Origin of the sequence: Pseudomonas sp. BSw22131, assembly GCF_026810445.1 — a bacterium.
Classification (GTDB): domain Bacteria; phylum Pseudomonadota; class Gammaproteobacteria; order Pseudomonadales; family Pseudomonadaceae; genus Aquipseudomonas; species Aquipseudomonas huanghezhanensis.
This window is the reverse complement of the sequence record NZ_CP113949.1, coordinates 4224583-4246969: the sequence shown is the minus strand read 5'-3', so window position 1 is coordinate 4246969 and position 22387 is coordinate 4224583. Positions and strand designations below refer to the sequence as shown.

The following is a 22387-nucleotide window of genomic DNA, read 5'->3' as shown; positions in this document are numbered from 1 at the left end:
TGCTGACATGCCGATAAATTTCAGACTTAACGTAGACGCGCGCACTTCAATTTTAGCGAAGCGTTTTTACACATTCTGGGTCAGAAGCGGACGGTCGCGTTATATTCATTCTAGAGGAGGCACAAGGAGGGTTATGTCAAACCTATCGATTCTCAACCGGCTAGAGGGCTCGCTGGCCTACAGCAATGGAACGTTGGCTCGCGATGTATTCATAGTCTTCCTTAGCAACAGCATTTGTGCGCTGGAAGGTGTAGCGCTCAGCGTTACCCATGAACTTCGAGAACATGAATACGCCATCGAGATGGAAGGTTATTCTGACGACGAAGGGTTCGAGTCCCAGCAAAATTTAGCGCAAGAAAGAAAACAGCAAGGGTCTTCAGTATGTCCTTGGAGTACTGCATTGCGTTGGACCTGTTGGTAGAGCGTAGCGAAATGGTAAAGCAGCGTAGCGAGCAACCGCTTGGACGGACTCGAAGGTAGTAGATGCCTGAGCGTCGATAGTGCCAGATGGAAAGGTTCTGAGAAGGTTTCTGGTGAAACCACGGGTGACTAATTGGTGACAGTTGGCCCTGCTCGGGCATAGCTTCGATGACACCTCATGGCGAGGTAATCCCTTGATATTCATGGGTTTACCACCAGTATTTGCCGAAGTTTTCCGGGTTGGCCCAGAACTTCGCGTTCAGCCAGTCCGGGACCTGTTTGTACTCACGCAGATCGTAGGTGAACAGTGTCAGCACTTGATCATCGCGCGTGAAGCGTTCATTGAGCTGCAAGGCCAGCGAGTAAAAGTCAGTGGTTTGCCAGCCCGCAGCCGTAAGGTCCGCCAGCACCGCGATCCGGCTCGCGTTGAGGTTACGAATCCCGCCAAGCAGCTCAAGACCCACACGTTTCGGAATGTGCTCCAGGCAATCTACAACCAAGGCGAGGTCGAAGCGCTGAGCCGCAAGTTCAGGCGGCAGTGGACCGGGTGAGGCGAGTGCGACTTCGGTGCCCGGATGCGCTTCCTGAAACGCCTGCAACGCAGGAAACGTCTGGGCGCCTATCAGTAAAAGACGCTTGGGCGCATGCAGGTCCAGCAGCGCTGCCAACGCTTGCTGTGGCGTGCGGGTGGAAAAACTGTCGGTCATCTAAATCCCTCGATTGAGTTGCAAGACTAGCCTGCCGAGCCGAGATGGCCTAGTGCTTGAGTTTTTGTTGCAGGCCCATTACCAAACATACGAAGTGAAAGCCATTGGCTATTCAAACCGACATGTTTTCCGTCCCAAAGCTGTTTCGAGTGCAGGCCAATCCTTGCGAAGACCAGTAAATGACCGCATCAACGCGAATAATTGGTGAATTCTTCGCTGTATTGGCCTGCGCCGCTGCTGTGGGGTGGAAAACTGGCAAACAGCCGTCTTTACTCCACCCCAGTCGGTTTTAGCCGATACCAAAGGAGAAGAACTGTATGAGCATGATTCGGACAGCGTTACCTCTGATTTTGGTTACCAGTGTTTTGACGGGGTGTGCGGGCCTGCAAAAGACCGACTGGCCATTGTGTGCCGCAGGCGGTGTGCTGAGTGGCGCGGCCATCGGCGCATTTCAGACGGCTTCTGTGGCGGCGGGCCTGGGTGCTGCAACCGGCGTGATGGCGGGTGCGTACTGCTGGGTTCATGGGGATGGCGATGATGATGGCGACGGCGTATTGAACAGCGTCGACAAGTGCCCGAATACACCTAAAGGTACGCCTGTCGATGCAACCGGCTGCCCAATCGTTCCGGCCGCACCTGCACCTGTCGTAGAGCCTGTGGTTCAGCCTAAAGAGGAAATCATCACCATTCGTGATGTGCGTTTCGAGTTCAACAAAGCGGTCCTGACGCCTGCTGACAAGGCGCAACTGGACACCGTTGCGACCCGCCTGAAAACTGAAGCCGCCAACGTGCAACTGCGTGTCAGCGGGCACACGGACAGCGTGGGCAGCGATGCTTACAACCAGAAACTCTCCGAAAAACGCGCGAACGCGGTGACTGACTATCTGGTCGGCGCCGGCGTCGTCCGCAGTGCGTTCGTGTCAGTGGAAGGTGATGGTGAAGGCCGCCCTGTTGCAGACAACAAAACTGCAGAGGGCCGTGCGCTCAACCGTCGTGTAGAGATCAAGATCAACCGTTGATTGCGGCAACGGCGTAACAGCCCCCGGCCTTTGTGCCGGGGTTTTTTATGGCTAAATTCTTTCAAGCACCTGGCTGCTCAACTATTTTCATGGGCTGCTGGCATAGTCGGTGCGAGCGCCGTAATGTGCGCGGGGAATTCTGGTTTCAGCTTTCAGCGACGCTTCAAAAAGCATGACGGATTAATAAAGAACGGCAGGGGCGTGTCATGAGGGTGTTTTGGGGTTTGGGAAAGATGTTGACGCTGGCATTCTGGGCGGTAGTGCTGATCAATCAGGCGATAGCGCTGCCAAATCCCTTCGACGTGCTGATCAGACTGGCGGGCAGCCTGTTGCTGCTGACGCATGTTCTGGAGCTGTTTCTGTTCAACGGTAGCCTGCGTGGGCGCGAACAACCTTGGCGCGACCGGGTGTTGATTCTATTGTTCGGTATTTTTCACCTGCAATCTTTCGGTCGTCGTCCTGCGGAGGTTCAACATGCGTAATGGGTTGCTGATGACGGCGGGGCTGCTGTCAGCGTTGAGCAGTTCCTGGGTAATGGCTCAGACCATTTCGGTCGAAACGCACTCGCTGATGCGTCTGCCGAGTAACACCAGCGTGCTGCAACTTGATCGTCTGGAAGTCGCCGATTACGGCACGCTGCTGATCCCCGGCGGACTGACCGAAGTCAAGGTTGACCAGCTCGTGCTGGGACACGAAGCGCGTATCGCCATCGTGCCGAGCGAGCAGCCTTTCAGCTTTCAGGTCAAGCACGCCGAACTGGGCAGCGGCAGCCAGATCACTGCGCGTGGAGCCCCCGGGACGTTCACCAAACCCCCGATGCCGGGCCGCAACCTGACGCTGCGGATCGAGCAACTCAACGCTGATGTGTTGTCGGTGGACGCGCGCGGAGGCTCAGGCACACCGGGTTTTGCCGGACTTGACGGTGGCAACGGACAAGAACCAGGTTGCACATGGGGCGCAGCGAGCCGTGGCACCAATGGCGACAACGGTGGCAACGGTCATGACGGCGCCGCAGGTGGGCTGGTCAGGCTGGAACTGCCCGTCGCTTTTGCTCAGGACCGGGTAAAGGTCAACGTCCAGGGTGGCGCCGGTGGTCAGGGCGGCGCAGGCGGCAACGGCGGCAAGGGCGGCACGTCCAAGGGTTGCATCGTCTACCGTGCGGACGGCGCCAAGTCCGGCAAGACCGGGGAAAAAGGCGAGGACGGCGCTGCGGGTCCGGCGGGCGCGGTTTACCTGCGGCAGTTGTGATCCTGGCTTGAATCTGTAGGAGATCCCCCGTCGTCCAGACGCCGCGCTGTCGCGCAGCAAACATTGCAGCATGCGCTTCTGTCTTTGATTCTGTCCGGAGGGCGTGGGAGCTGGCCGGGCGGCGTTCCGTTTGCCGGCGATCTGCCGCGAAGCGGCAGTAAATCCTGACAACTCGGCTTGTCAGGACGACTGGGGCGTCTGATTTCAGGACTGCTGCGCAGTCCATCGCTGGCAAGCCGAGCTCCCACGCCTGCGGCAGAAGCGAAATTTCGGGGCCTTTTAAATCAACGACATGTTTTATGTTTGATGAGAGCGAACTTGTTCGCGAGGCGGCGTACCTGACATACCGCAGTGATTGCCTCGCCAACCAGTTGGCTCCTGCAGGGCGGCGCCGTCAAAAGCTCGGGCGTGCCGAGGCGATGCACACCACCGCAATCCCTACCAGCAGATTGATCCCGACCAGCCTTCGAATCTTGCCCAGCGCTGCCACGCCATCGGGCCACTGTTCAGCCGCTACCGCGCGCCGCAACTCCGGCAATTGCACCGACTGAATCTTGATGAACAGTGCGACCATCACCACGTACAACCCGATCATCACCTGCACATAGCGCGGCGCGGTTTCAAATCCTGAGAAGTTCATCTGGATGATGCCAATGCCCGTCACCGGTAACATCACCACTGCAGCCCACACCCACACGAAGAAGCGTGAAAACACCTGCAGCCACAATTTTAGGCGCGCAGGCCCTTCAAGTGAGGCAATGACCGCCGGGCGCAGAATCATCCAGGCGAAAAGCATACCGCCGACCCACAACATCGCGGCCAGTACATGCAGGGTGTATACAAGGGCTGTCGGTGACATGCGGAACTCCGTTCTGCGCGCAAGGATTAAGCGCGGTATGATAGCCGCCCGCTGCAACTACTGAAGATATATCCAGCAGTCTGGCAGCGTTTTTTTCCGTTCCATCCCTGTTTAGCACCTGCTTAAGTGCCCGAGCGAAGACCGTAGCCCGATGATCAGCACCGAACTCAAATCCCAGATTCAGGGCGCGTACTCGCGTTTCCTTGAAGCCAAAAGCCTGAAGCCGCGGTACGGCCAGCGCTTGATGATCGCCGAGGTCGCCAAGGTGCTGGGGGATATCGATACCGACGAAGAAGGCCGTCGTTCCGGCGATCCAGCGGTGGTCGCGGTGGAAGCGGGTACAGGCACCGGCAAGACGGTGGCCTATGCGATTGCCGCCATCCCCACTGCCAAGGCCGCTGGCAAGCGGCTGGTCATCGCGACGGCAACCGTCGCCCTGCAAGAGCAGATCGTCTACAAAGACCTCCCCGACCTGATGCGCAACAGCGGCCTGAACTTCACGTTCTCGCTGGCCAAGGGGCGCGGGCGGTACATGTGCCTGTCCAAGCTGGATGTGCTGCTGCAAGAAGGCGATGCACAAAGCGCTACGGCGCAGCTTTTCGAAGAAGAAGGCTTCAAGATCGAGGTCGATGAAGCCAGCCAGAAGCTCTTCACGACAATGATCGAGAAGCTGGCCGGCAACAAGTGGGACGGCGACCGTGACAGCTGGCCTCAGGAGCTGGCAGACCAGGACTGGGCGCGTCTGACGACCGATCACAGCCAGTGCACGAACCGCCATTGTCCGAACTTTCAACAATGCGCCTTCTACAAGGCTCGCGAGGGCATGGGAAAAGTCGACGTGATCGTGACGAATCACGACATGGTGCTGGCGGACCTTGCCCTGGGTGGCGGCGCAGTATTGCCTGATCCACGCGACACACTTTATGTGTTCGATGAAGGTCATCACCTGCCGGACAAGGCCATCGGCCACTTCGCCCATTACACGCGCCTGCGTTCCACCGCCGACTGGCTGGAGCAGACCGCCAAGAACCTCACCAAACTGCTCGCCCAGCACCCACTGCCGGGCGACCTTGGCAAGCTGATCGAGCAAGTGCCCGAACTGGCCCGAGAGATAAAGGCCCAGCAACAGTTCATGTTCACTGCCTGCGAGCAACTGGCCGATTTCAAGGCCGGTGAAGACATGGAAGGTCGCGAGCGCCCGCGTCACCGTTTCGTCGGCGGCGTGGTGCCTGAGCACATGCGCGAGATGGGCATTGAATTGAAGAAGGGTTTTGCGCGCCTGGACGATCTGTTCACCCGCCTGACCGAGCTGCTTAAAGAAGGCATGGACGGCGAGGTCAACATCGGCATCGCCAGCCACCAGGCCGAAGAATGGTATCCGCTGTTTGGCAGTCTGCTGGCGCGTGCGCATGGCAACTGGGAGCTGTGGACCGCCTTTACCGCCGAAGACCCTGAAAACAGCCCGCCAATGGCGCGGTGGCTGACACTGGCCGACAGCGGTTCGTTGTTCGATATCGAGGTCAATGCCAGTCCGATTCTCGCGGCCGAAATGCTGCGGCGCAATCTCTGGAACGTGGCTTACGGTGCCTTGGTGACGTCGGCGACGCTGACCGCACTGGGCAAGTTTGATCGCTTCCGGATGCGCGCCGGGCTTCCCAAAGATGCCGTAACTGCAGTCGTGCCGAGCCCTTTCCATCACGCAGACGCGGGCGTGCTGCGGGTGCCGGATCTCAAGGCAGATCCGCGCAATGCTGCCGAGCACACCGCTGCCATCATTCGCGACTTGCCGGACCTGGTTGAAGGCTCGAAAGGCACGCTGGTGCTGTTCTCTTCACGCAGGCAAATGCAAGACGTGTTCGATGGCCTGGAACGTGACTGGCGCAAACGCGTGTTCATTCAGGGCAACCTGTCCAAGCAGGAAACCCTCAACAAGCACAAGGCCCGCGTCGATGGCGGGGATGCCAGTGTGCTGTTCGGTCTGGCCAGTTTTGCCGAAGGTGTCGACCTGCCTGGCGCCTACTGTGAACACGTGGTTATCGCCAAGATTCCGTTCGCGGTCCCGGACGATCCTGTCGAGGCCGCGCTGGCTGAGTGGATCGAAGCGCGCGGCGGCAATCCGTTCATGGAAATCGCCGTGCCCGACGCGTCATTACGCCTGATCCAGGCTTGCGGTCGCCTGCTGCGCACCGAAGCGGATCGCGGCACCATCACGCTGCTTGATCGCCGGGTTGTTACCCAGCGCTACGGCAAAGCCATCCTCAATGCACTCCCTCCGTTCCGCCGCGAGATTTCCTGATATCCCCCGGGATTAATCGCGGGAGACCGGGTCTTAATTCGATCGTCGCGACACTGCATTTCAAGCCCGCAGGAAAGGAATCACCTGCGGACATCATCTTCCATGCTGCGAAACAGGCTGAGCGACTCGACGTGTTCTACGTCGCGTCTGCCCCTTGCGCTGATCGCACAATGGCTTGAGATTCAACCAGGAGCACCCGAATACATGATGTACCGTTCACTGTCCGCTCTTTTCGCCATCCTCTGCGTCGGGCCTGCCATCGCTGCTCCCAACGGCCAGCAGACGCTGTTTAACTTCGTGCGTCCTGCCGACGTCGTGCAGATCTCGACGCAGGACGCCAGCTTGCCGCAATCCAACGCCGAGCAGACCGCAGAAGGCGAAGTCCTGCGGCGGGTGACGTTCAACCCGGTGGCAAGGCCCACGCTGCGTCTGGCCCCTAAAGACGGTGTCTGGGACTGGTCCGCCAATAGCGCCATGACACTGCGTGTCCAGAGCGCCATGGATTGGGCGCTGACCCTCTATGTGCAGATTCAGAGCACGGACGGCAACATCCTCAACAGCCGCGTCGATCTGCCCGCTGGCCCTGCGCAGACACTGTTCGTGCCGCTGCACGCCAGCTCTTCCCTGAGCCAGGGCATGCGCGCTGGCCCGCCGATGCCGTGGATCTACGATGGCCAGCGCGTGTTGCTGGCAAACAGCGAAGGCGAGTTGAATCTGAGTCAGGTCGCCTCGGTCACCGTCGCCATGTCACGCCCCGACATTGCGCAGAGCGTCCTTTTCGAGCGTTTTGGCGTCCAGGAAGGCGACGCGCTACAGCAGGCCGTCTACGGCAACCTTGTCGATGCTTACGGGCAATCCACGCGCAGTAAATGGCCAGAAAAAATCAGCAGCGACGACCAGCTCAAGGCTCAGGCGGCCAGAGAGCAACAGCAGTTCAAGACATGGCTGAACCAACGCCCGTCTCACGACAAATATGGCGGTTTGCTCAATGGGCCGACCTTTGAGTCGAGCGGGTTTTTCCGAACCGAGAAACGCGACGATCGCTGGTATCTGGTGACACCGGAAGGCCACCCGTTCTACTCGCTGGGGGTTAATGCGGTTACAGCCGATGACAGTCAGACCTACGTCGAAGGCCGTGAGTCGATGTTCGCCAACCTGCCTCAGGGTGATGACTCGCTGGCCGCCTTCTACGGCAAGGGCGACGATGACCGCGACACCGGTGCCAACCGCAATCGCCAGTTCGATCAAGGACGCTGGTTCGACTTCTACGGCGCCAATCTGCAGCGCACCTACGGCGTGGCCAAGTGCAGCGAAGCCAGCCGGCCCACGACTGCGTCTGATGCCCCCGCTGCTGCGTGCAAGGTGCCGGCGGTCGACGCCGAACGCTGGGTCGATCACACGCTGACTCGCCTTCAGGCCTGGGGCTTCAACACCGTTGGCAACTGGAGTGATCCAGAGCTGGGGCGCAAAGAGCGCATGCCATACACATTGCCGCTGTCCATCGTCGGCGACTACGTGAGCATCAGCACAGGCCAGGACTGGTGGGGCGGCATGCCCGATCCGTTTGATCCGCGCTTTGCCATGGCCACCGAGCGCGCGGTCGCTATTGCCGCACGTGATCATCGCGACGACCCTTGGTTGATCGGTTACTTTGCCGACAACGAGCTGGCCTGGGCCGGGCCGGGGGATGATCCCAAAGCGCGCTACGCCCTGGCCTACAGCACGTTGAAGCAGACCACGGATGTGCCCGCCAAACGTGCGTTTCTCAAGCAATTGCGCGACAAGTATCGCAACCAGGAAGGGCTCTCCAAAGCTTGGGGCATTGATCTTGAAGCCTGGGAACTGATGGAAGATCCGGGCTTCGAACCACCGCTGCCAAGTCCCGAGCATCCGGAAATCGAGAACGACTTCAAGTATTTCCAGCGCGTGTTTGCCGAGACGTATTTCAAGACGATTTCCGACTCACTGAAGTGGCACGCGCCCAATCAATTGCTGCTGGGCGGCCGTTTCGGAATCGCCACGCCGGAAGCCGTCGAAGCGTGCGCTAAATACTGCGATGTATTGAGTTTTAATTTTTACACGCCCAAACCGCAGGACGGTTTTGACTTCGCCAAACTGCGCGTGCTGGACAAGCCGGTGATGGTGACCGAGTTCCATTTCGGGTCCAGAGACCGGGGGCCTTTCTGGGGCGGGGTGATGGAAGTCGCGAAAGAGGAGGATCGTGGTCCTGCTTACGCCAACTTCCTGAAAAACGCGTTGGCCGAGCCTTCGATTGTTGGCGTGCATTGGTTCCAGTACCTCGACCAGCCTGTTTCTGGACGGTTGCTGGATGGCGAAAACGGCCATCTGGGCCTGGTTGGTATCACAGACGTGCCTTACCAGGGTTTTGTCGACGCGGTGCGCAAAAGCAACAATCAAGTGGCCGACGTCCTGGGCAAAACCAAACCGAAAAGCCAGTGAGGATGCAGCCTCTTTACTGTTACAAGAAGGCCTCCTGATTCACAAACCGGTCAATCGCTGAAACAATGCGCGCCCTTTGACGCAGCGATTGACCGGGAGCAAGTACGTGCAGATTCAGGGTCACTTTGAGCTTCAGTTCGAGCCAGTGCGCGAGGCGTTCGCGGCATTGTTTGACGATCCACAAGAGCGCGGCGCGGCGCTTTGCATTCAGATCGGCGGACAGAGTGTCGTCGACCTGTGGGCAGGGACCGCCGACAAAGACGGTGCCGAGGCCTGGCACACCGATACCATCGCCAACCTGTTTTCCTGCACGAAAACCTTCACTGCCGTCGCTGCCCTGCAACTGGTTGACGAGGGGAAGTTGCACCTCGACAAGCCCGCTGCTGATCTGTGGCCCGAGTTCGCTGCGGCGGGAAAGGCCAGCGTCACGCTGCGCCAGATGCTGTGCCATCAGGCCGGACTCCCGGCCATTCGGCAACTGCTCCCCGCCGAAGCGCTTTACGACTGGCAGGCAATGACCGCCGCGCTGGCCGCCGAGCAGCCTTGGTGGACGCCAGGCCAAGGGCACGGTTATGCCGCGATTACTTATGGCTGGCTGGTCGGTGAAATGATTCGTCGCGCCGATGGCCGTGGGCCGGGCGAGTCAATTGCTGCGCGCATTGCATGTCCTCTCGGGCTGGATTTTCATGTTGGCCTTGCTGATGAGGATTTCTACCGCGTGGCGCATATCGCGCGGGGCAAAGGCAACCAGGGTGATGAGGCTGCGCAGCGCCTGGTGCAAACCACGATGCGTGAGCCAACATCAATGACTGCCCGCGCCTTCATCAATCCGCCTTCGGTCATGACCAGCACCAACAAGCCTGAATGGCGCCGCATGCAACAACCGGCAGCCAACGGCCATGGCAACGCTCGCAGCCTGGCTGGCTTTTACAGTGCGCTGCTGGACGGCAGTCTCCTTGAAGCCGAGCTGCTCAACGAGCTGACGCGCGAGCACAGCCTTGGCCCGGACAAAACACTGCTCACCCAGACCCGTTTCGGCCTGGGCTGCATGCTGGACCTGCCGGGTGTGCCGAACGCGACCTTCGGACTGGGCGCTAAAGCCTTCGGTCATCCCGGCGCAGGGGGATCTGTAGGGTTTGCCGACCCGGAACGCGACGTCGCTTTTGGTTTTGTCACCAATACCCTCGGGCCTTATGTGCTGATGGACCCGAGGGCGCAAAAACTGGTGCGTATCCTTGGTGAGTGTTTGCAATAGATATCGCCGATAAGTGCTTGTTTATAACCGACTGTCAGGTAAATCGCCCATTAGGGCGCCGTAGGGCGGTTTCTTTTTCCACCAGACCGTTCAAGCGTGTTATATGGGCGCTGCTTCGTTCATTTTCTGATCAATTAATTTTTTGGGTCACCCATGTCGACTAATAAAAGCCTTGCTCTCGCCATCTGCCTCGCCGTTACCGGCTGCGCTCAGACACCTCAGGATAACTCTGCCCAAAACGATCATTGGTGGTCGTTCGGTGGGGCTAAAACCGCCGATGCAGCGCCTGACAAAACAGAGGTGAAACCTGCGGTTGCCAACGTGAAGAAGACTGAAGCCGAGGCAGGTACCCGTTGGTACTGGCCTTTCGGGTCGGATCACGGTTCTGCTGAGACCAAACCGGCATTGGCGGCAACGCAACCTGCTGCGAAAACTGCCCCGGCAGTTGCCAAAGCTGACGATGGCAGCAAGTGGTGGTGGCCGTTTGGCGCCGAAGGCAAGAAAGACGCATCGGCCCAGGCTGTCCCGAAAGTCGACCCTAAAATTACCCAGGCGTGGCTCGATCAGAATGAACCCCGCATGCGCGATGCCATCAAGGGCAGCAAGTTCGAACTTGAGCGCCGCGAAGACGTGCTGGTGATCACCGCACCCGTGGACAGCACGTTTAACCCAGACCGTCCTGCCATGTTGCTGCCGATCAACCTGGGCCCTATCACCAATCTTGCGAAAATGCTCGAGAGCGATCCCAAGACCGCCGTGCTGGTACTCGGCCACTCGGACATTGCGGGGGACGCGCCGCTGAAAATCAGCCAGGAGCGCGCTCAGTCGGTTGCTGCGATTTTCCGCCTCAGCGGTTTGCAGCGTAACCGCCTGAACCTGCGTGGCATGGGCGACCTGCAACCGCGTGCAGCCAGCGACAGCGCCCCGGGCCGTGCGCTTAACCGTCGTGTCGAAATGATCATGACGCCTCAGGAAACCATGGTTGCCCTGCTGGCCAAATACAACATGCCAACGCCTGCGCCGATCCTGGTTGCGGTTCAGAGCCCCAAGCCTGTGGTCGCTGCACCTGCTCCGGTCGTTGCGCCTAAGGCGACCCCTGCGAAAAAAGCCGCTGCCCCGGCGAAGAAGGCGACCGCTTCGAAGGCTGCTGCAAAAGCACCTGCCAAAAAGACCGCGGCCAAGAAGACCACGCCAGCTAAAGCCGCACCAGCAAAAGCGGCGGCCAAGAAGCCAGCTTCCGATGCTCAAGCCAACGCTAACTGACGTACTATCGGCATCCCGACAACGGATGCCGATACAGGAAGGTTGTGATGACTGAGCGTCTGGCCGATATGCGCCGTAACTACGCACGCGACGGGTTGACCGAAGCGCAGGCCACTGATGAACCATTCGCACTGTTTCACCAGTGGTTCGAAGAAGCGGTGAAGACTGAGCAGGCCCCGGTGGAAGCCAATGCCATGAATCTGGCAACGGTGGACGCAGAGGGCAGGCCGCACAGCCGAGTGCTGTTGCTCAAGGGCCTGGATGCCCAGGGCTTTACCTTCTTCACCAACTACGACAGCGCCAAAGGCCAGCATCTGGCTGCACACCCATATGCAGCGATGACGTTTTTCTGGCCAACCCTTGAGCGCCAGGTGCGCATTGAGGGGCGCGTGGCCAAGGTCACGGCCGAAGAATCCAATGCCTACTACCAGGTGCGTCCTCTGGGCAGTCGTCTGGGAGCGTGGGCGTCGCCGCAAAGCCGGGTCATCGCTGACCGGGCGGAGCTGGAAAGCCTGCTTGCTGCCACTGAACAGCGTTACGTCGATTCCCAGCCGGAATGTCCAGAGCACTGGGGCGGTTATCGACTGATCCCTGATCGCATTGAATTCTGGCAAGGGCGGCCGAGTCGCCTTCACGACCGCTTGAACTACCACCTCGCAAGCGGCCAGTGGGTGCGTGAACGTCTCGCCCCCTGAAAGTCGTTCGCGCCTCATGATTTTCTTTGAATCAAATCACCCTGCGGTCGTCCATAATCCTAGACGCTGGCGTATCTGTATCGCGCCTGAATGAACGTAAATTATCGGCACAGGGCCGTGACATCGGTTGGCGTCGCGGAGTTTAATGGCCACCTGTTCCTCTGGAGATACCTTTATGCGTAAGTCTGTTCTGTTGGTTGCTTCGTTCACCGCCATGGCGCTGACACTGGGCGGCTGTACTTCAAGTCTGACCGGCGATTCTTATTCCCGTGATGAAGCCCGGACAGTGCAGACCGTGCGTTTGGGTACCGTCGAATCCCTGCGTCCCGTGAAGATTGAAGGCACCAAAACCCCAATCGGCGCCGGTGCCGGTGCGATTGTGGGTGGTTTAGGCGGTAGCGCCATCGGTGGTGGTCGCGGCAGCATCGTGACCGCAGTGATCGGCGCGGTAGCCGGTGGTCTGCTGGGTTCCATGACCGAAGAAGGCCTGACCCGTGCCCAAGGCGTCGAAATCACTGTTCGTGAAGACGACGGCACCATGCGCGCCTACGTTCAGGAAGTTCAGGAAAACGAGATTTTCCGTGTTGGCGAGCGCGTTCGCATCATGACTGTCAATGGCACCAGCCGCGTTTCGCACTGAGTCTGAAAGCTGTTTTAAGCGAAGATGTAAAACGCTGTTACAAAAAAACGCCCCGATATTTCGGGGCGTTTTTTGTCACGCGTGAGGCTAGCGGATGACGGCGGCTTGGTTGCCGCTGGCCATTGCTGTTATCGCGTAGCCGATGAAGGCCGCCAGTATCGATCCGGTCAGGATGCCCATTCTGTCCATCCCGGCAAACTCGCTTTGGCCCGGCACGTAAGCGAGGGATCCGACGAACAGGCTCATGGTGAAACCGATGCCACACAGGATCGACACCCCCAGCACCTGTCCCCAATTTGCTCCGGCTGGCAATGCGGCAATGCCGGTCTTCACCGCCAGCCAGGTCAGGCCATAGACGCCGATCATCTTGCCCAGCAGCAGGCCCGCCGCGATGCCCATGGGCACGTGATGCGTGAAGCTTTCGAGTGTGACGCCTGCCAGCGGAACCCCGGCGTTAGCGAACGCGAAAAGCGGAAGAATGCCGTAGGCGACCCAGGGGTGCAGTCCGTGTTCAAGACGCAGCAATGGTGAAGACGCATCGCGTTTGACCTTCAGCGGAATGCAGAACGCCAGTACTACGCCAGCCAGTGTGGCGTGAACCCCGCTTTTCAGTACGCAGACCCACAGCAGCGCGCCGACCACCAGGTACGGCGTCAGCTTGACCACGCCCAGGCGGTTCATGGCAATGAGCGTGACGATGGACGCCGCCGCTAACCCAAGTGACAGCGTAGACAGTTCGCCCGAGTAGAACAGCGCGATGACGATGATGGCGCCCAGGTCATCAATGATGGCCAGGGTCATCAGGAACAGCTTGAGCGAGACCGGCACGCGTTTGCCGAGCAACGCCAGCACCCCGAGGGCAAAGGCAATGTCGGTTGCCATGGGAATGGCCCAGCCGTTCATGGCGGCGGGGCTTTCCTTGTTCAGAGCCCAGAAAATCAGTGCCGGGACGACCATGCCACCGACAGCCGCAGCACCCGGCAACACGATCTGCGACAACCGGGACAGATGGCCTTGCACAACCTCGCGTTTGACCTCCAGACCGATCAACAGAAAAAACAGCGCCATCAGGCCATCGTTGATCCACAGCAGCAGGGGTTTTGCGATGGCCAATGCGCCCACCTGGGCGACCACAGGGACGTCGAGAAGGCCAGTGTAAAGCCAGGAAAGCGGCGAGTTATTGATGATCAGCGCAAGCGCGGCGGCGGCAATCAGGAGCAGGCCACCAGCGGCTTCCAGCTGAAAGAAATTCTTGAATGTATTGCGAACGGGCAAGGGCGCTCTCCATGTCTCTGCGCGAAGGGAGCGACACCCTAACCCGTGTTCTTATTTCTTAAAACAAAAGTTATATTCGTTTTTGTTATAAAAAATGAGCGTTGGTATGTATACAAGATTTGCGTTATTTGGTGACAATTTATGTCAAGGCCCCGCGAACTGGGGCCGAGCTGCTTAGTGCGCAATTCCCAACATGCTTTTGGCCAATGCTTCGGCAATGCGGATGCCGTCCACGCCTGCTGACAGGATGCCGCCAGCGTAACCTGCACCTTCACCGGCCGGGAACAGGCCTTTGACGTTCAGGCTTTGCATATCGTCTCCACGCGTCATGCGCAGTGGCGATGAGGTGCGGGTCTCGATGCCGGTCAACACAGCGTCGTGCTGCGCGAAGCCTTTGATCTGCTTGTCGAACGCCGGAAGCGCCTCGCGGATGGCTTCGATGGCGTAGGCGGGCAGGGCATCGGCCAGATCGACCAGTTTGACGCCGGGCTTATAGGACGGCTCAACGCTGCCCAGCTCGCTCGATGCCTTACCGGCAATGAAATCGCCTACCAACTGCGCAGGCGCTTCGTAGTTTTCGCCGCCCATCACGTACGCGTGTGACTCCAGCCGCTCCTGCAATTCGATGCCTGCCAGCGGGCTACCCGGGTAGTCTTCGTCCGGCGTGATGCCCACCACGATTCCGGAGTTGGCGTTGCGCTCGTTACGCGAGTATTGGCTCATGCCGTTGGTCACGACGCGGTTGGGCTCGGAGGTGGCCGCAACTACGGTGCCGCCAGGGCACATGCAGAAGCTGTAGACCGAACGACCGTTTTTGGCGTGGTGCACCAGTTTGTAATCCGCTGCACCCAGCTTCGGGTGACCCGCGTATTTGCCCAGGCGTGCACGGTCAATCAAACCCTGTGGGTGCTCGATGCGAAACCCCACGGAGAACGGCTTGGCCTCCATGTAGACACCCCGGCTGTGGAGCATGCGGAAGGTGTCGCGCGCGCTATGGCCCAGCGCAAGGATCACGTGGCGCGACTCGATGCGTTCACCGCCATCCAGTTCGATCCCTCGCAACTGGCCGTCTTCGATGAGTACGTCAGTCACACGCTGTTGAAAACGGACCTCGCCGCCGAGGGCGATGATTTGTTCGCGCATGTTCTCCACGACGCCTGTCAGGCGGAAGGTGCCGATGTGCGGCTTGCTGACATAGAGAATCTCTTGCGGTGCGCCTGCTTTGACGAACTCGTGAAGGACTTTGCGGCCGTGGAATTTCGAATCCTTGATCTGGCTGTAGAGCTTTCCGTCGGAGAACGTGCCCGCGCCACCTTCGCCGAACTGAACGTTGGATTCAGGCTTGAGCACGTTTTTGCGCCACAGGCCCCAGGTGTCTTTGGTGCGCTGACGCACTTCGGTGCCGCGTTCGAGGATGATGGGCTTGAAACCCATCTGGGCCAGCAGCAAACCCGCGAAAATGCCGCAAGGGCCGAACCCTACGACAACCGGACGCTCGGCGAGATCGGCCGGCGCGTGGCCGACGATTTTGTAGCTCACGTCCGGGGACGGGTTCACGTGGCGGTCATTGGACAGGCGCGCCAGGAGTGCAGCCTCATCGCGGACTTCCAGGTCAACGGTGTAGATGAATTGCAGCTCGGAAGATTTTTTGCGCGCGTCGTAACTGCGCTTGAACAGCGTGAAGTCGATCAGGTCATCGCTGTCGATCCCCAGGCGTTGCAGGAGCGCAGGGCGCATCGCATCGTCTGCGTGGTCCAGGGGAAGTTTGAGTTCGGTGATTCGTAACATTGAAAGGTCCAGTTTCCAGGCCGCAGGTTCGGCCCGGCAGCGCTACAAGAACCGGCGATTATAAGCCCAATTGAGGCGGCAAGCGGTTCTGTAGGAGCGAATTCATTCGCGAGTCGTCAGCACAGACGATAAAAATCCAGCGCCTGAGTTATTCTTTCGCGAATGAATTCGCTCCTACAGATTTTCCGCGATCAATCGTTCCTGCCACCACCGTAATACGCACACCCCTGTTGCACCTGACCATTGACGCGCAATTGCGCGGTCAAGTGCTGCACCGAGCCGTTGACGGTGTCGACGCAGCGCTGCGGGGCGACCCAGAGTTCTACGTGCTGGTTGTTGGCGTCCGTGACCAGATTGAAGCGGCCATCAGGCAATTGCTCTTCCATGTACGGCACGGCGAACGGCTCTTTGCCCTGGCGTTCCAGAACCATGCCTTTGCCGCTGGCATTGAGGTTCCACTTGGGACCGTTGCCACTGGCATGAATCGTCAGGCGCTTGAAGTTGGGGTCCATGCACGCGTCGCTCGGGCGCTCGACGCGATAGAACTGATACAGGCTCAGCTCTCCCTCGCTGCCCGCCGCCTTGCTCGCGACGAAATTGCCACGCAGGTCGGCGAACGCTTTACCGTTCTTGTCGACCACCGAAGCCGTCTCCTGCAAGATCCCGGTGTTGCCTTTGTCCAGCACCACGTACAGGCGATGTTCGTCGCACGGTTGGAACATCAGCTTGCCATTCTGCCCGGTCAATTCGCCCTGCATACGAATCATCCCGGCGGTTGAAGCGGGGGTGTCGGCAGACTTGGGCGCCAGCATCTGGCACCCGGCAAACAGCGGTAGCAAAGTGAACATCACAACGGAACGAGCAGCGAACATGGGACGGGTCTCCAGACAGGTGCCGCCACGTTACTCAGCCTGTTCGCTCATCACAAGAGGCGATTAACCGACGTGATAAGTCTGTCCGGTTTGTAGCCCTTCGACACTTTTAGCGTACGCAAGCGCTACATCCGCAGCCGGCACCGGCTTGAAGCCTCTAAAGTACGGCGCATAGCTGTCCATGGCCTCCACCAGCACGGTCGGACTGACCGTATTGACCCGCATGCCGCGCGGCATTTCCAGGGCTGCTGCACGCACAAAGGCATCAATGCCGCCGTTCACCAGACTGGCCGATACACCTGCGGCAATCGGGTCGCGGCTCAGCACACCAGTGGTGAACGTAAACGAGGCGCCGTCGTTGGCAAACTCACGGCCGATCAGCAACAAATTCACCTGGCCCATCAGCTTGTCTTGCAGCCCAAGGGTGAACGAGTCTTCGCTCATGTCGGCCAGTGGCGCGAAGGTGACATTGCCGGCCGCGCAAATCAGCGCGTCGAATGAACCCGCTCGTTCGAATAGTTTGCGGATTGACTGGCTATCACTAATATCGACCCGTTCTTGGCCACTGTTGCGACCAACGCGAACGATCTCATGGCGTGGAGCTAGCTCTTTCTCGATTGCCGAACCCACGATTCCGCTGGCCCCGATCAATAGAATTTTCATGATGCTGTCCATCTCTGTGTGAATGTGAGGGACAGTCTGAGGCGCGTTTGCCTGCGGGATATAGGGGGTAAACGGCAAACCTGGTTTGTCGATAAGGAAACAATCATGAGCGAAATGGATGATCTGGCAGCGTTCGCGATGCTGGTGGAGGCAAACAGTTTTACCCTCGCCGCGCAGTGGCTGGACACCAGCACCAGTCAGCTGTCCAAACGCATCAGCAAGCTTGAAAAAAGCTACGGCGTGACCTTGCTGCATCGCACGACCCGCAGCATGACCCTGACCTCGGCGGGGGCGATTCTGCTGCCCGAAGCACGTGCATTGCTGCTGCAGCGTGATCGGGTGCGCGACGCCATGGCGTACTTGAGCGAGAGCCTGTCAGGCACCGTGCGTCTGACGGTACCGGTTTCTCTGGGGGAGACGTTTTTTGGCGGGTTGCTGACGGATTTTGCGCACAGCTACCCGCAGTTGCAGGTTGAGTTGGACCTCAACAATCACTTCCGCGACATGCGCCGAGATGGCTTTGATCTGGGCATACGTTCAAGCGTCGGCATTGACGAGCGTCTGGTGGCGAAGCCGCTATTGGCGATGCAAGAACTGACCTGTGCCAGCACGGCGTATCTGGAGTCGTGCGGTACACCTCAGGCGCCGGAAGACTTGCGCAGCCACCGCTGCCTGCTCAATAGCCACTACAGTGGGCGGGAATCCTGGGTCTACCATCAAAACCATGAGTTGCAGCGGGTCCACGTCAAAGGGACGTTCGCCAGCAATCATTACAGTTTGCTAAAGCGGGCAGCGCTTGCGGGGGCAGGCGTTGCGCGGCTGCCTTCCTACATGATTCATGAGGCGTTGAACGACGGTGATTTGCACTGGCTGTTGCGTGATTACCAGACACCGATCTCTTCGCTGTTCCTGGTGCACCCGTTTGAAGGGCAATTGCCGAGGCGTACGCAAGTCATGGCTGACTACCTGACGACCTGGTTCGAGCGCAGCAGTGCGGCGCTGGCCGATCTGCAGACTGCACACACTCTGTAGGAGCGCGCTTGCCCGCGATTTCGGTATGTCTGACACACTCTTGTCACTGACAAAACGCTATCGCGGGCAAGCGCGCTCCTACAGGATCATCGCTGCATTCATCCACCCAAATAAGCATCCCGCACTTTCGGGTCCACCAGCAGCTCTTCACCGGTGCCTTGCATCACCACCCGACCGTTCTCCAGCACGTACGCGCGATCAGCGATTTTCAGCGCCTGGTTAGCGTTCTGCTCGACCAGAAACACCGTCACGCCGTCGCGGCGCAGTTGTTCGACGATCTCGAAAATCTGCTGAATGATGATCGGCGCCAGACCCAGCGACGGCTCGTCCAGCAGGAGCAGTTTTGGCTTGCTCATCAGCGCACGGCCGATGGCGAGCATTTGCTGTTCGCCGCCGGACATGGTGCCACCGCGTTGGTTGAAGCGTTCTTTCAGGCGCGGGAACAGATTCAAGACCTTGTCCATCTGCTCCTGATAATCGTCTTTTTCGGTGAAAAATCCGCCCATCGCGAGGTTTTCTTCGACGGTCAGACGCGCGAACACGCGACGGCCTTCCGGCACCACCGCAATGCTCTTGCGCATGATCACCGACGACTCCAGGCCGACCAGCTCTTCACCCATGTAGCGGATGCTGCCGCTGTGGGCGCGTGGCGAACCGCACAGGGTCATCAACAGCGTTGACTTGCCCGCGCCGTTGGCGCCGATCAGCGTGACGATCTCGCCCTGACGCACATCGACACTGACGCCATGCAAGGCCTGGATCTTGCCGTAAAAGGTGGAAACGTTATCGAACTGCAGCATTTACGCTTCCCCCAGGTAGGCTTTGATCACTTCAGGATTGTCACGAATCTGCTCGGGCGTCCCGTCAGCCAGCGGCGTGCCCTGATTGATCACCACGATGTGGTCGGAAATGCTCATCACCAGTTTCATGTCGTGCTCAATCAACAAAACGGTCGCGTTGTGCTCGTTACGCAGCAATCCGATCAGCGCCTTGAGGTCTTCGGTTTCCTTGGGGTTCAGACCTGCGGCCGGCTCGTCGAGCATGAGGATGCGTGGGCGCGTCATCATGCAGCGGGCGATTTCCAGACGGCGTTGCTGGCCATAGGCAAGCGTACCGGCAGGGCGGTTGGCGAACTCTTTCAGATCGACCGCTTCCAGCCAGTGCTCGGCGTACTCCATGGCCTCGCGCTCGCTTTTGCGATACGACGGGGTCTTGAACAGGCCGGACAGGAAGTTGGTATTGAGGTGGCGATGCTGGGCGACCAGCAGGTTTTCGACGGCCGTCATTTCCTTGAACAGGCGCACGTTCTGGAAAGTACGGACCACGCCCTTGCGTGCGATTTCATGACCGGCCAGGCCTTGAATAGGCTCACCGTCCAGCAGGATGGTGCCCGACGTCGGCTTGTAGAAACCGGTCAGGCAGTTGAAGACGGTGGTCTTGCCGGCGCCGTTAGGGCCGATCATCGACACCACCTGTTTCTCGTGAACGGTCAGGCCCACGCCGTTGACGGCCAGCAGCCCGCCAAAGCGCATGCACAAGTCTGAAGCTTGCAGAAGTGGACGGCTCATCGGCTCAGATCCCCTTTGAGTTTCATTACGGGACGCTGCATGGGCAGGAAGCCCTGAGGACGCCAGATCATCATCAGCACCATCAAGGCGCCGAAGCCCAACATGCGGTATTCGCTGAACTCACGCATCATTTCCGGCAGCAGGATCATGACGATAGCGGCCAGAATCACACCCAGTTGCGAGCCCATACCGCCCAGTACCACGATCGCCAGAATGATCGCCGACTCAAGGAAGGTGAACGATTCCGGCGTGATCAGGCCCTGACGTGCGGCAAAGAAGCTGCCCGCGAAACCCGCAAACGCAGCGCCGAGGGTAAAGGCCGAAAGTTTGATGATGGTCGGATTCAAGCCCAGCGCGCGGCAGGCGATTTCGTCTTCGCGCAGTGCTTCCCATGCACGGCCAATCGGCATGCGCAGCAGGCGGTTGATCACGAACAGGGCAGCCAGTGCCAGCAACAGTGCAACGAGGTAGAGGAAGATCACCTTGTTGATCGAGTTGTAGGCCAGGCCAAAGTACTCGTGGAAAGTCTGCATGCCTTCGGCCGCTTTGCGCTCGAAGCTCAGACCGAACAGCGTGGGCTTCTCGATGTTGCTGATGCCGTTCGGGCCGCCGGTGAGGTCGGTCATGTTACGCAGCAGCAGGCGGATGATTTCACCAAAGCCCAGCGTCACGATGGCCAGGTAATCGCCACGCAGACGCAACACCGGGAAGCCGAGCAGAAAGCCGAATAACGCCGCCATCAACCCGGAAATCGGCAGGCAGATCCAGAACCCCAGACCGAAATAGTGCGAGAGCAGGGCGTAGCTGTAGGCCCCGACGGCGTAGAAGCCCACGTAACCCAGGTCCAGCAGACCGGCAAGCCCGACCACAATGTTCAGGCCCAGGCCGAGCATGATGTAGATCAGGATCAGGGTGGCGATGTCCACCGCGCCGCGCGAACCGAAAAACGGCCAGACAAACGCGCCAACCACCAGCGCCAGCACGAACCAGCGCTGTGTCGAGGGCAAGGTCAGGAAGTTACTGGCTTTGGCCGGGACCTGCGGGCGATTGGGCGCTGAACGCCATGCGGCGCTGATTTGCTCGGCGAACAGCACGCGCAGGAACATCAGCAACGCACAGCCGAAGATCATCATGACGGTAGTGGTGCTGGCGTTCAGAACGGTCAGGTTGACCCCGACGATTTCCAGTTTCAGCCCCAGGATCGGGTACGCCACCGCCAGCACCAGCAAGGCACTGAAAAAGGCTGATTTAAGATTGCGAGTCATACTTTTTCAACCTCCGGACGGCCCAGCAGGCCGGTTGGCCGGAACAACAACACCAGAACGAGCAGACCAAACGCCACCACGTCCTTGTACTGGTCGCCAAAGATGTCGGCGCCAAACGCTTCGGCCACACCCAGCACCAGACCGCCGAGCATCGCGCCCGGGATACTGCCTATGCCGCCCAGTACCGCAGCGGTAAACGCCTTGATGCCGACGAGGAAACCGGCGTTGGGGTTGATCACGCCGTACTGCATGCTCAGCAACACCGCTGCGACCGCTGCCAGTGCAGCGCCGATGACGAAGGTCAGGGCGATGATGTTGTTGGTGTTGATGCCCAGCAGGTTGGCCATCTTGATGTCTTCGGCGCAGGCGCGGCAGGCGCGGCCCAGTCGAGAGCGAGAGATGAACCAGGTCAGCGCGAGCATCGCGATCAGGGTGACCACGAAAATCAGAATCTGCATGTAGGAGATCACCACTTCATGGGTGCTCGTACTGCCGAAAACGATGTTGCCGGGGATAAGGTTGGGGATCGATTTGTCCTTGGAGTCCTGCGCGAGCAGCACGGTGTTCTGCAGGAAAATGGACATGCCGATGGCGGAAATCAGCGGGATCAGACGATTGCTTCCGCGCAAGGGGCGGTAGGCAACGCGTTCGATGGCGTAACCGGAGGCACTGGTCACCACGATACTGGCGACGAACGCTGCGGTGATCACCAGCGGCAGGCTGTTGATGCCCATCATGCTCAGGCCGGCGATGGCGATGAACGCCACGTAGGAGCCGATCATGTACACCTCGCCGTGGGCGAAGTTGATCATGCCGATGATGCCGTAAACCATGGTGTAGCCAATGGCGATCAAGGCGTAAGTGCTGCCAATGGTCATGCCATTAACCAGCTGTTGGAAAAAGTGATAGATGTCTATCTCTGGCATTGCCGCATGCTCCTAAAAACCTTCTCGGTGTTCCACTGGTGAAGTCTTTTTCCCGCTCGCGCGTCGTGATCTACGTCCGCGTTCGGCACGAGCCCAGTGATTCACTGGTGCGGTTTCAAGATGTTCAGGGGGAGAC

General features: G+C 59.2%; 20 protein-coding genes. 10 read left to right on the top strand and 10 right to left on the bottom strand.

The features are described from left to right. Positions 1–629: 629 nt before the first annotated feature. Entirely contained in the window at positions 630–1127 is a 498-nt protein-coding gene (locus tag OYW20_RS19085) for a DUF6231 family protein (RefSeq protein WP_268797480.1), read from the bottom strand. A gap of 317 nt (positions 1128–1444) precedes the next feature. Here OYW20_RS19085 and OYW20_RS19080 point away from each other — a divergent pair, with 317 nt between their 5' ends. The 3 genes from OYW20_RS19080 to OYW20_RS19070 all read left to right on the top strand — a co-directional run bounded on the left by OYW20_RS19080 (position 1445) and on the right by OYW20_RS19070 (position 3394). Then, on the top strand, positions 1445–2146 hold the full coding sequence (locus OYW20_RS19080; protein WP_268797479.1) for an OmpA family protein: 702 nt from the start codon (positions 1445–1447) through the stop codon (positions 2144–2146). 206 nt (positions 2147–2352) lie between these two features. Further along, the gene (locus OYW20_RS19075) at positions 2353–2628 is read left to right on the top strand and encodes a DUF1145 domain-containing protein (RefSeq protein WP_268797478.1); all 276 of its coding nucleotides are present in this window, start codon (positions 2353–2355) and stop codon (positions 2626–2628) included. Then, positions 2621–3394 (top strand): collagen-like protein, encoded by a 774-nt coding sequence (locus tag OYW20_RS19070; protein ID WP_268797477.1) that lies wholly within the window; start codon positions 2621–2623, stop codon positions 3392–3394. The genes OYW20_RS19075 and OYW20_RS19070 overlap by 8 nt, the downstream gene beginning before the upstream one ends. A 394-nt stretch (positions 3395–3788) precedes the next feature. Here OYW20_RS19070 and OYW20_RS19065 read toward each other — a convergent pair whose 3' ends face one another. Continuing rightward, on the bottom strand, positions 3789–4253 hold the full coding sequence (locus tag OYW20_RS19065) for a CopD family protein (RefSeq protein ID WP_268797476.1): 465 nt from the start codon (positions 4251–4253) through the stop codon (positions 3789–3791). Between the two features lie 151 nt (positions 4254–4404). Between OYW20_RS19065 and dinG the strand changes: the two genes are divergently transcribed. From dinG to OYW20_RS19035, 6 genes are all read left to right on the top strand, one after another. Continuing rightward, complete coding sequence (gene dinG / locus OYW20_RS19060; RefSeq protein ID WP_268797475.1) at positions 4405–6549, top strand: ATP-dependent DNA helicase DinG; 2145 nt, start codon at positions 4405–4407, stop codon at positions 6547–6549. A 204-nt stretch (positions 6550–6753) separates the two neighbouring features. After that, positions 6754–9009, top strand: coding sequence for a beta-galactosidase (locus OYW20_RS19055; protein WP_268797474.1), 2256 nt, complete (start codon positions 6754–6756; stop codon positions 9007–9009). A 106-nt stretch (positions 9010–9115) separates the two neighbouring features. Then, on the top strand, positions 9116–10264 hold the full coding sequence (locus OYW20_RS19050; RefSeq protein ID WP_268797473.1) for a serine hydrolase domain-containing protein: 1149 nt from the start codon (positions 9116–9118) through the stop codon (positions 10262–10264). 153 nt (positions 10265–10417) lie between these two features. Continuing rightward, positions 10418–11527, top strand: a complete 1110-nt coding sequence (locus tag OYW20_RS19045) for an OmpA family protein (RefSeq protein WP_268797472.1) — start codon at positions 10418–10420, stop codon at positions 11525–11527. Between the two features lie 47 nt (positions 11528–11574). After that, positions 11575–12222 carry a pyridoxamine 5'-phosphate oxidase gene (gene pdxH / locus OYW20_RS19040; RefSeq protein WP_268797471.1) on the top strand — a complete coding sequence of 216 codons (648 nt, stop codon included), beginning with the start codon at positions 11575–11577 and terminating at the stop codon, positions 12220–12222. Between the two features lie 175 nt (positions 12223–12397). After that, the gene (locus OYW20_RS19035; RefSeq protein ID WP_268797470.1) at positions 12398–12862 is read left to right on the top strand and encodes an outer membrane lipoprotein; all 465 of its coding nucleotides are present in this window, start codon (positions 12398–12400) and stop codon (positions 12860–12862) included. Between the two features lie 87 nt (positions 12863–12949). Here the strand turns inward: OYW20_RS19035 and nhaA are convergent, their stop codons facing one another. The 4 genes from nhaA to OYW20_RS19015 form a co-directional block, all read right to left on the bottom strand. Then, entirely contained in the window at positions 12950–14137 is a 1188-nt protein-coding gene (gene nhaA, locus OYW20_RS19030; RefSeq protein WP_268797469.1) for a Na+/H+ antiporter NhaA, read from the bottom strand. A 174-nt stretch (positions 14138–14311) separates the two neighbouring features. Continuing rightward, the gene (locus OYW20_RS19025) at positions 14312–15925 is read right to left on the bottom strand and encodes an NAD(P)/FAD-dependent oxidoreductase (RefSeq protein ID WP_268797468.1); all 1614 of its coding nucleotides are present in this window, start codon (positions 15923–15925) and stop codon (positions 14312–14314) included. Positions 15926–16116: 191 nt separating this feature from the next. After that, on the bottom strand, positions 16117–16797 hold the full coding sequence (locus OYW20_RS19020; RefSeq protein WP_268797467.1) for a COG3650 family protein: 681 nt from the start codon (positions 16795–16797) through the stop codon (positions 16117–16119). 63 nt (positions 16798–16860) lie between these two features. After that, entirely contained in the window at positions 16861–17460 is a 600-nt protein-coding gene (locus OYW20_RS19015) for a short chain dehydrogenase (protein WP_268797466.1), read from the bottom strand. A 105-nt stretch (positions 17461–17565) separates the two neighbouring features. On the opposite strand from OYW20_RS19015, the gene OYW20_RS19010 reads away from it, so the two are divergent. After that, the gene (locus OYW20_RS19010; RefSeq protein ID WP_268797465.1) at positions 17566–18492 is read left to right on the top strand and encodes a LysR family transcriptional regulator; all 927 of its coding nucleotides are present in this window, start codon (positions 17566–17568) and stop codon (positions 18490–18492) included. A 98-nt stretch (positions 18493–18590) separates the two neighbouring features. On the opposite strand, the gene OYW20_RS19005 is transcribed toward OYW20_RS19010, so the two are convergent. The 4 genes from OYW20_RS19005 to livH are packed head-to-tail and all read right to left on the bottom strand — an operon-like array spanning position 18591 to position 22251. Beyond that, positions 18591–19292, bottom strand: coding sequence for an ABC transporter ATP-binding protein (locus OYW20_RS19005; protein WP_268797464.1), 702 nt, complete (start codon positions 19290–19292; stop codon positions 18591–18593). After that, positions 19293–20060 carry a high-affinity branched-chain amino acid ABC transporter ATP-binding protein LivG gene (gene livG, locus OYW20_RS19000; protein ID WP_268797463.1) on the bottom strand — a complete coding sequence of 256 codons (768 nt, stop codon included), beginning with the start codon at positions 20058–20060 and terminating at the stop codon, positions 19293–19295. It abuts the gene before it with no gap. Further along, complete coding sequence (locus tag OYW20_RS18995; protein WP_268797462.1) at positions 20057–21325, bottom strand: high-affinity branched-chain amino acid ABC transporter permease LivM; 1269 nt, start codon at positions 21323–21325, stop codon at positions 20057–20059. Before OYW20_RS18995 ends, livG begins: the two co-directional genes overlap by 4 nt. Then, entirely contained in the window at positions 21322–22251 is a 930-nt protein-coding gene (gene livH / locus OYW20_RS18990) for a high-affinity branched-chain amino acid ABC transporter permease LivH (protein WP_268797461.1), read from the bottom strand. Before livH ends, OYW20_RS18995 begins: the two co-directional genes overlap by 4 nt. Positions 22252–22387: the final 136 nt, after the last annotated feature.

Excerpts from the sequence above, each read along its gene's own strand:
- OYW20_RS19085 (WP_268797480.1), bottom strand. The coding sequence starts at position 1,127 with ATGACCGACAGTTTTTCCACCCGCACGCCACAGCAAGCGTTGGCAGCG.
- OYW20_RS19080 (WP_268797479.1), top strand. The coding sequence starts at position 1,445 with ATGAGCATGATTCGGACAGCGTTACCTCTGATTTTGGTTACCAGTGTT.
- OYW20_RS19075 (WP_268797478.1), top strand. The coding sequence starts at position 2,353 with ATGAGGGTGTTTTGGGGTTTGGGAAAGATGTTGACGCTGGCATTCTGG.
- OYW20_RS19070 (WP_268797477.1), top strand. The coding sequence starts at position 2,621 with ATGCGTAATGGGTTGCTGATGACGGCGGGGCTGCTGTCAGCGTTGAGC.
- OYW20_RS19065 (WP_268797476.1), bottom strand. The coding sequence starts at position 4,253 with ATGTCACCGACAGCCCTTGTATACACCCTGCATGTACTGGCCGCGATG.
- dinG (WP_268797475.1), top strand. The coding sequence starts at position 4,405 with ATGATCAGCACCGAACTCAAATCCCAGATTCAGGGCGCGTACTCGCGT.
- OYW20_RS19055 (WP_268797474.1), top strand. The coding sequence starts at position 6,754 with ATGATGTACCGTTCACTGTCCGCTCTTTTCGCCATCCTCTGCGTCGGG.
- OYW20_RS19045 (WP_268797472.1), top strand. The coding sequence starts at position 10,418 with ATGTCGACTAATAAAAGCCTTGCTCTCGCCATCTGCCTCGCCGTTACC.
- pdxH (WP_268797471.1), top strand. The coding sequence starts at position 11,575 with ATGACTGAGCGTCTGGCCGATATGCGCCGTAACTACGCACGCGACGGG.
- OYW20_RS19035 (WP_268797470.1), top strand. The coding sequence starts at position 12,398 with ATGCGTAAGTCTGTTCTGTTGGTTGCTTCGTTCACCGCCATGGCGCTG.
- OYW20_RS19025 (WP_268797468.1), bottom strand. The coding sequence starts at position 15,925 with ATGTTACGAATCACCGAACTCAAACTTCCCCTGGACCACGCAGACGAT.
- OYW20_RS19020 (WP_268797467.1), bottom strand. The coding sequence starts at position 16,797 with ATGTTCGCTGCTCGTTCCGTTGTGATGTTCACTTTGCTACCGCTGTTT.
- OYW20_RS19015 (WP_268797466.1), bottom strand. The coding sequence starts at position 17,460 with ATGAAAATTCTATTGATCGGGGCCAGCGGAATCGTGGGTTCGGCAATC.
- OYW20_RS19010 (WP_268797465.1), top strand. The coding sequence starts at position 17,566 with ATGAGCGAAATGGATGATCTGGCAGCGTTCGCGATGCTGGTGGAGGCA.
- OYW20_RS19005 (WP_268797464.1), bottom strand. The coding sequence starts at position 19,292 with ATGCTGCAGTTCGATAACGTTTCCACCTTTTACGGCAAGATCCAGGCC.
- livG (WP_268797463.1), bottom strand. The coding sequence starts at position 20,060 with ATGAGCCGTCCACTTCTGCAAGCTTCAGACTTGTGCATGCGCTTTGGC.
- OYW20_RS18995 (WP_268797462.1), bottom strand. The coding sequence starts at position 21,325 with ATGACTCGCAATCTTAAATCAGCCTTTTTCAGTGCCTTGCTGGTGCTG.
- livH (WP_268797461.1), bottom strand. The coding sequence starts at position 22,251 with ATGCCAGAGATAGACATCTATCACTTTTTCCAACAGCTGGTTAATGGC.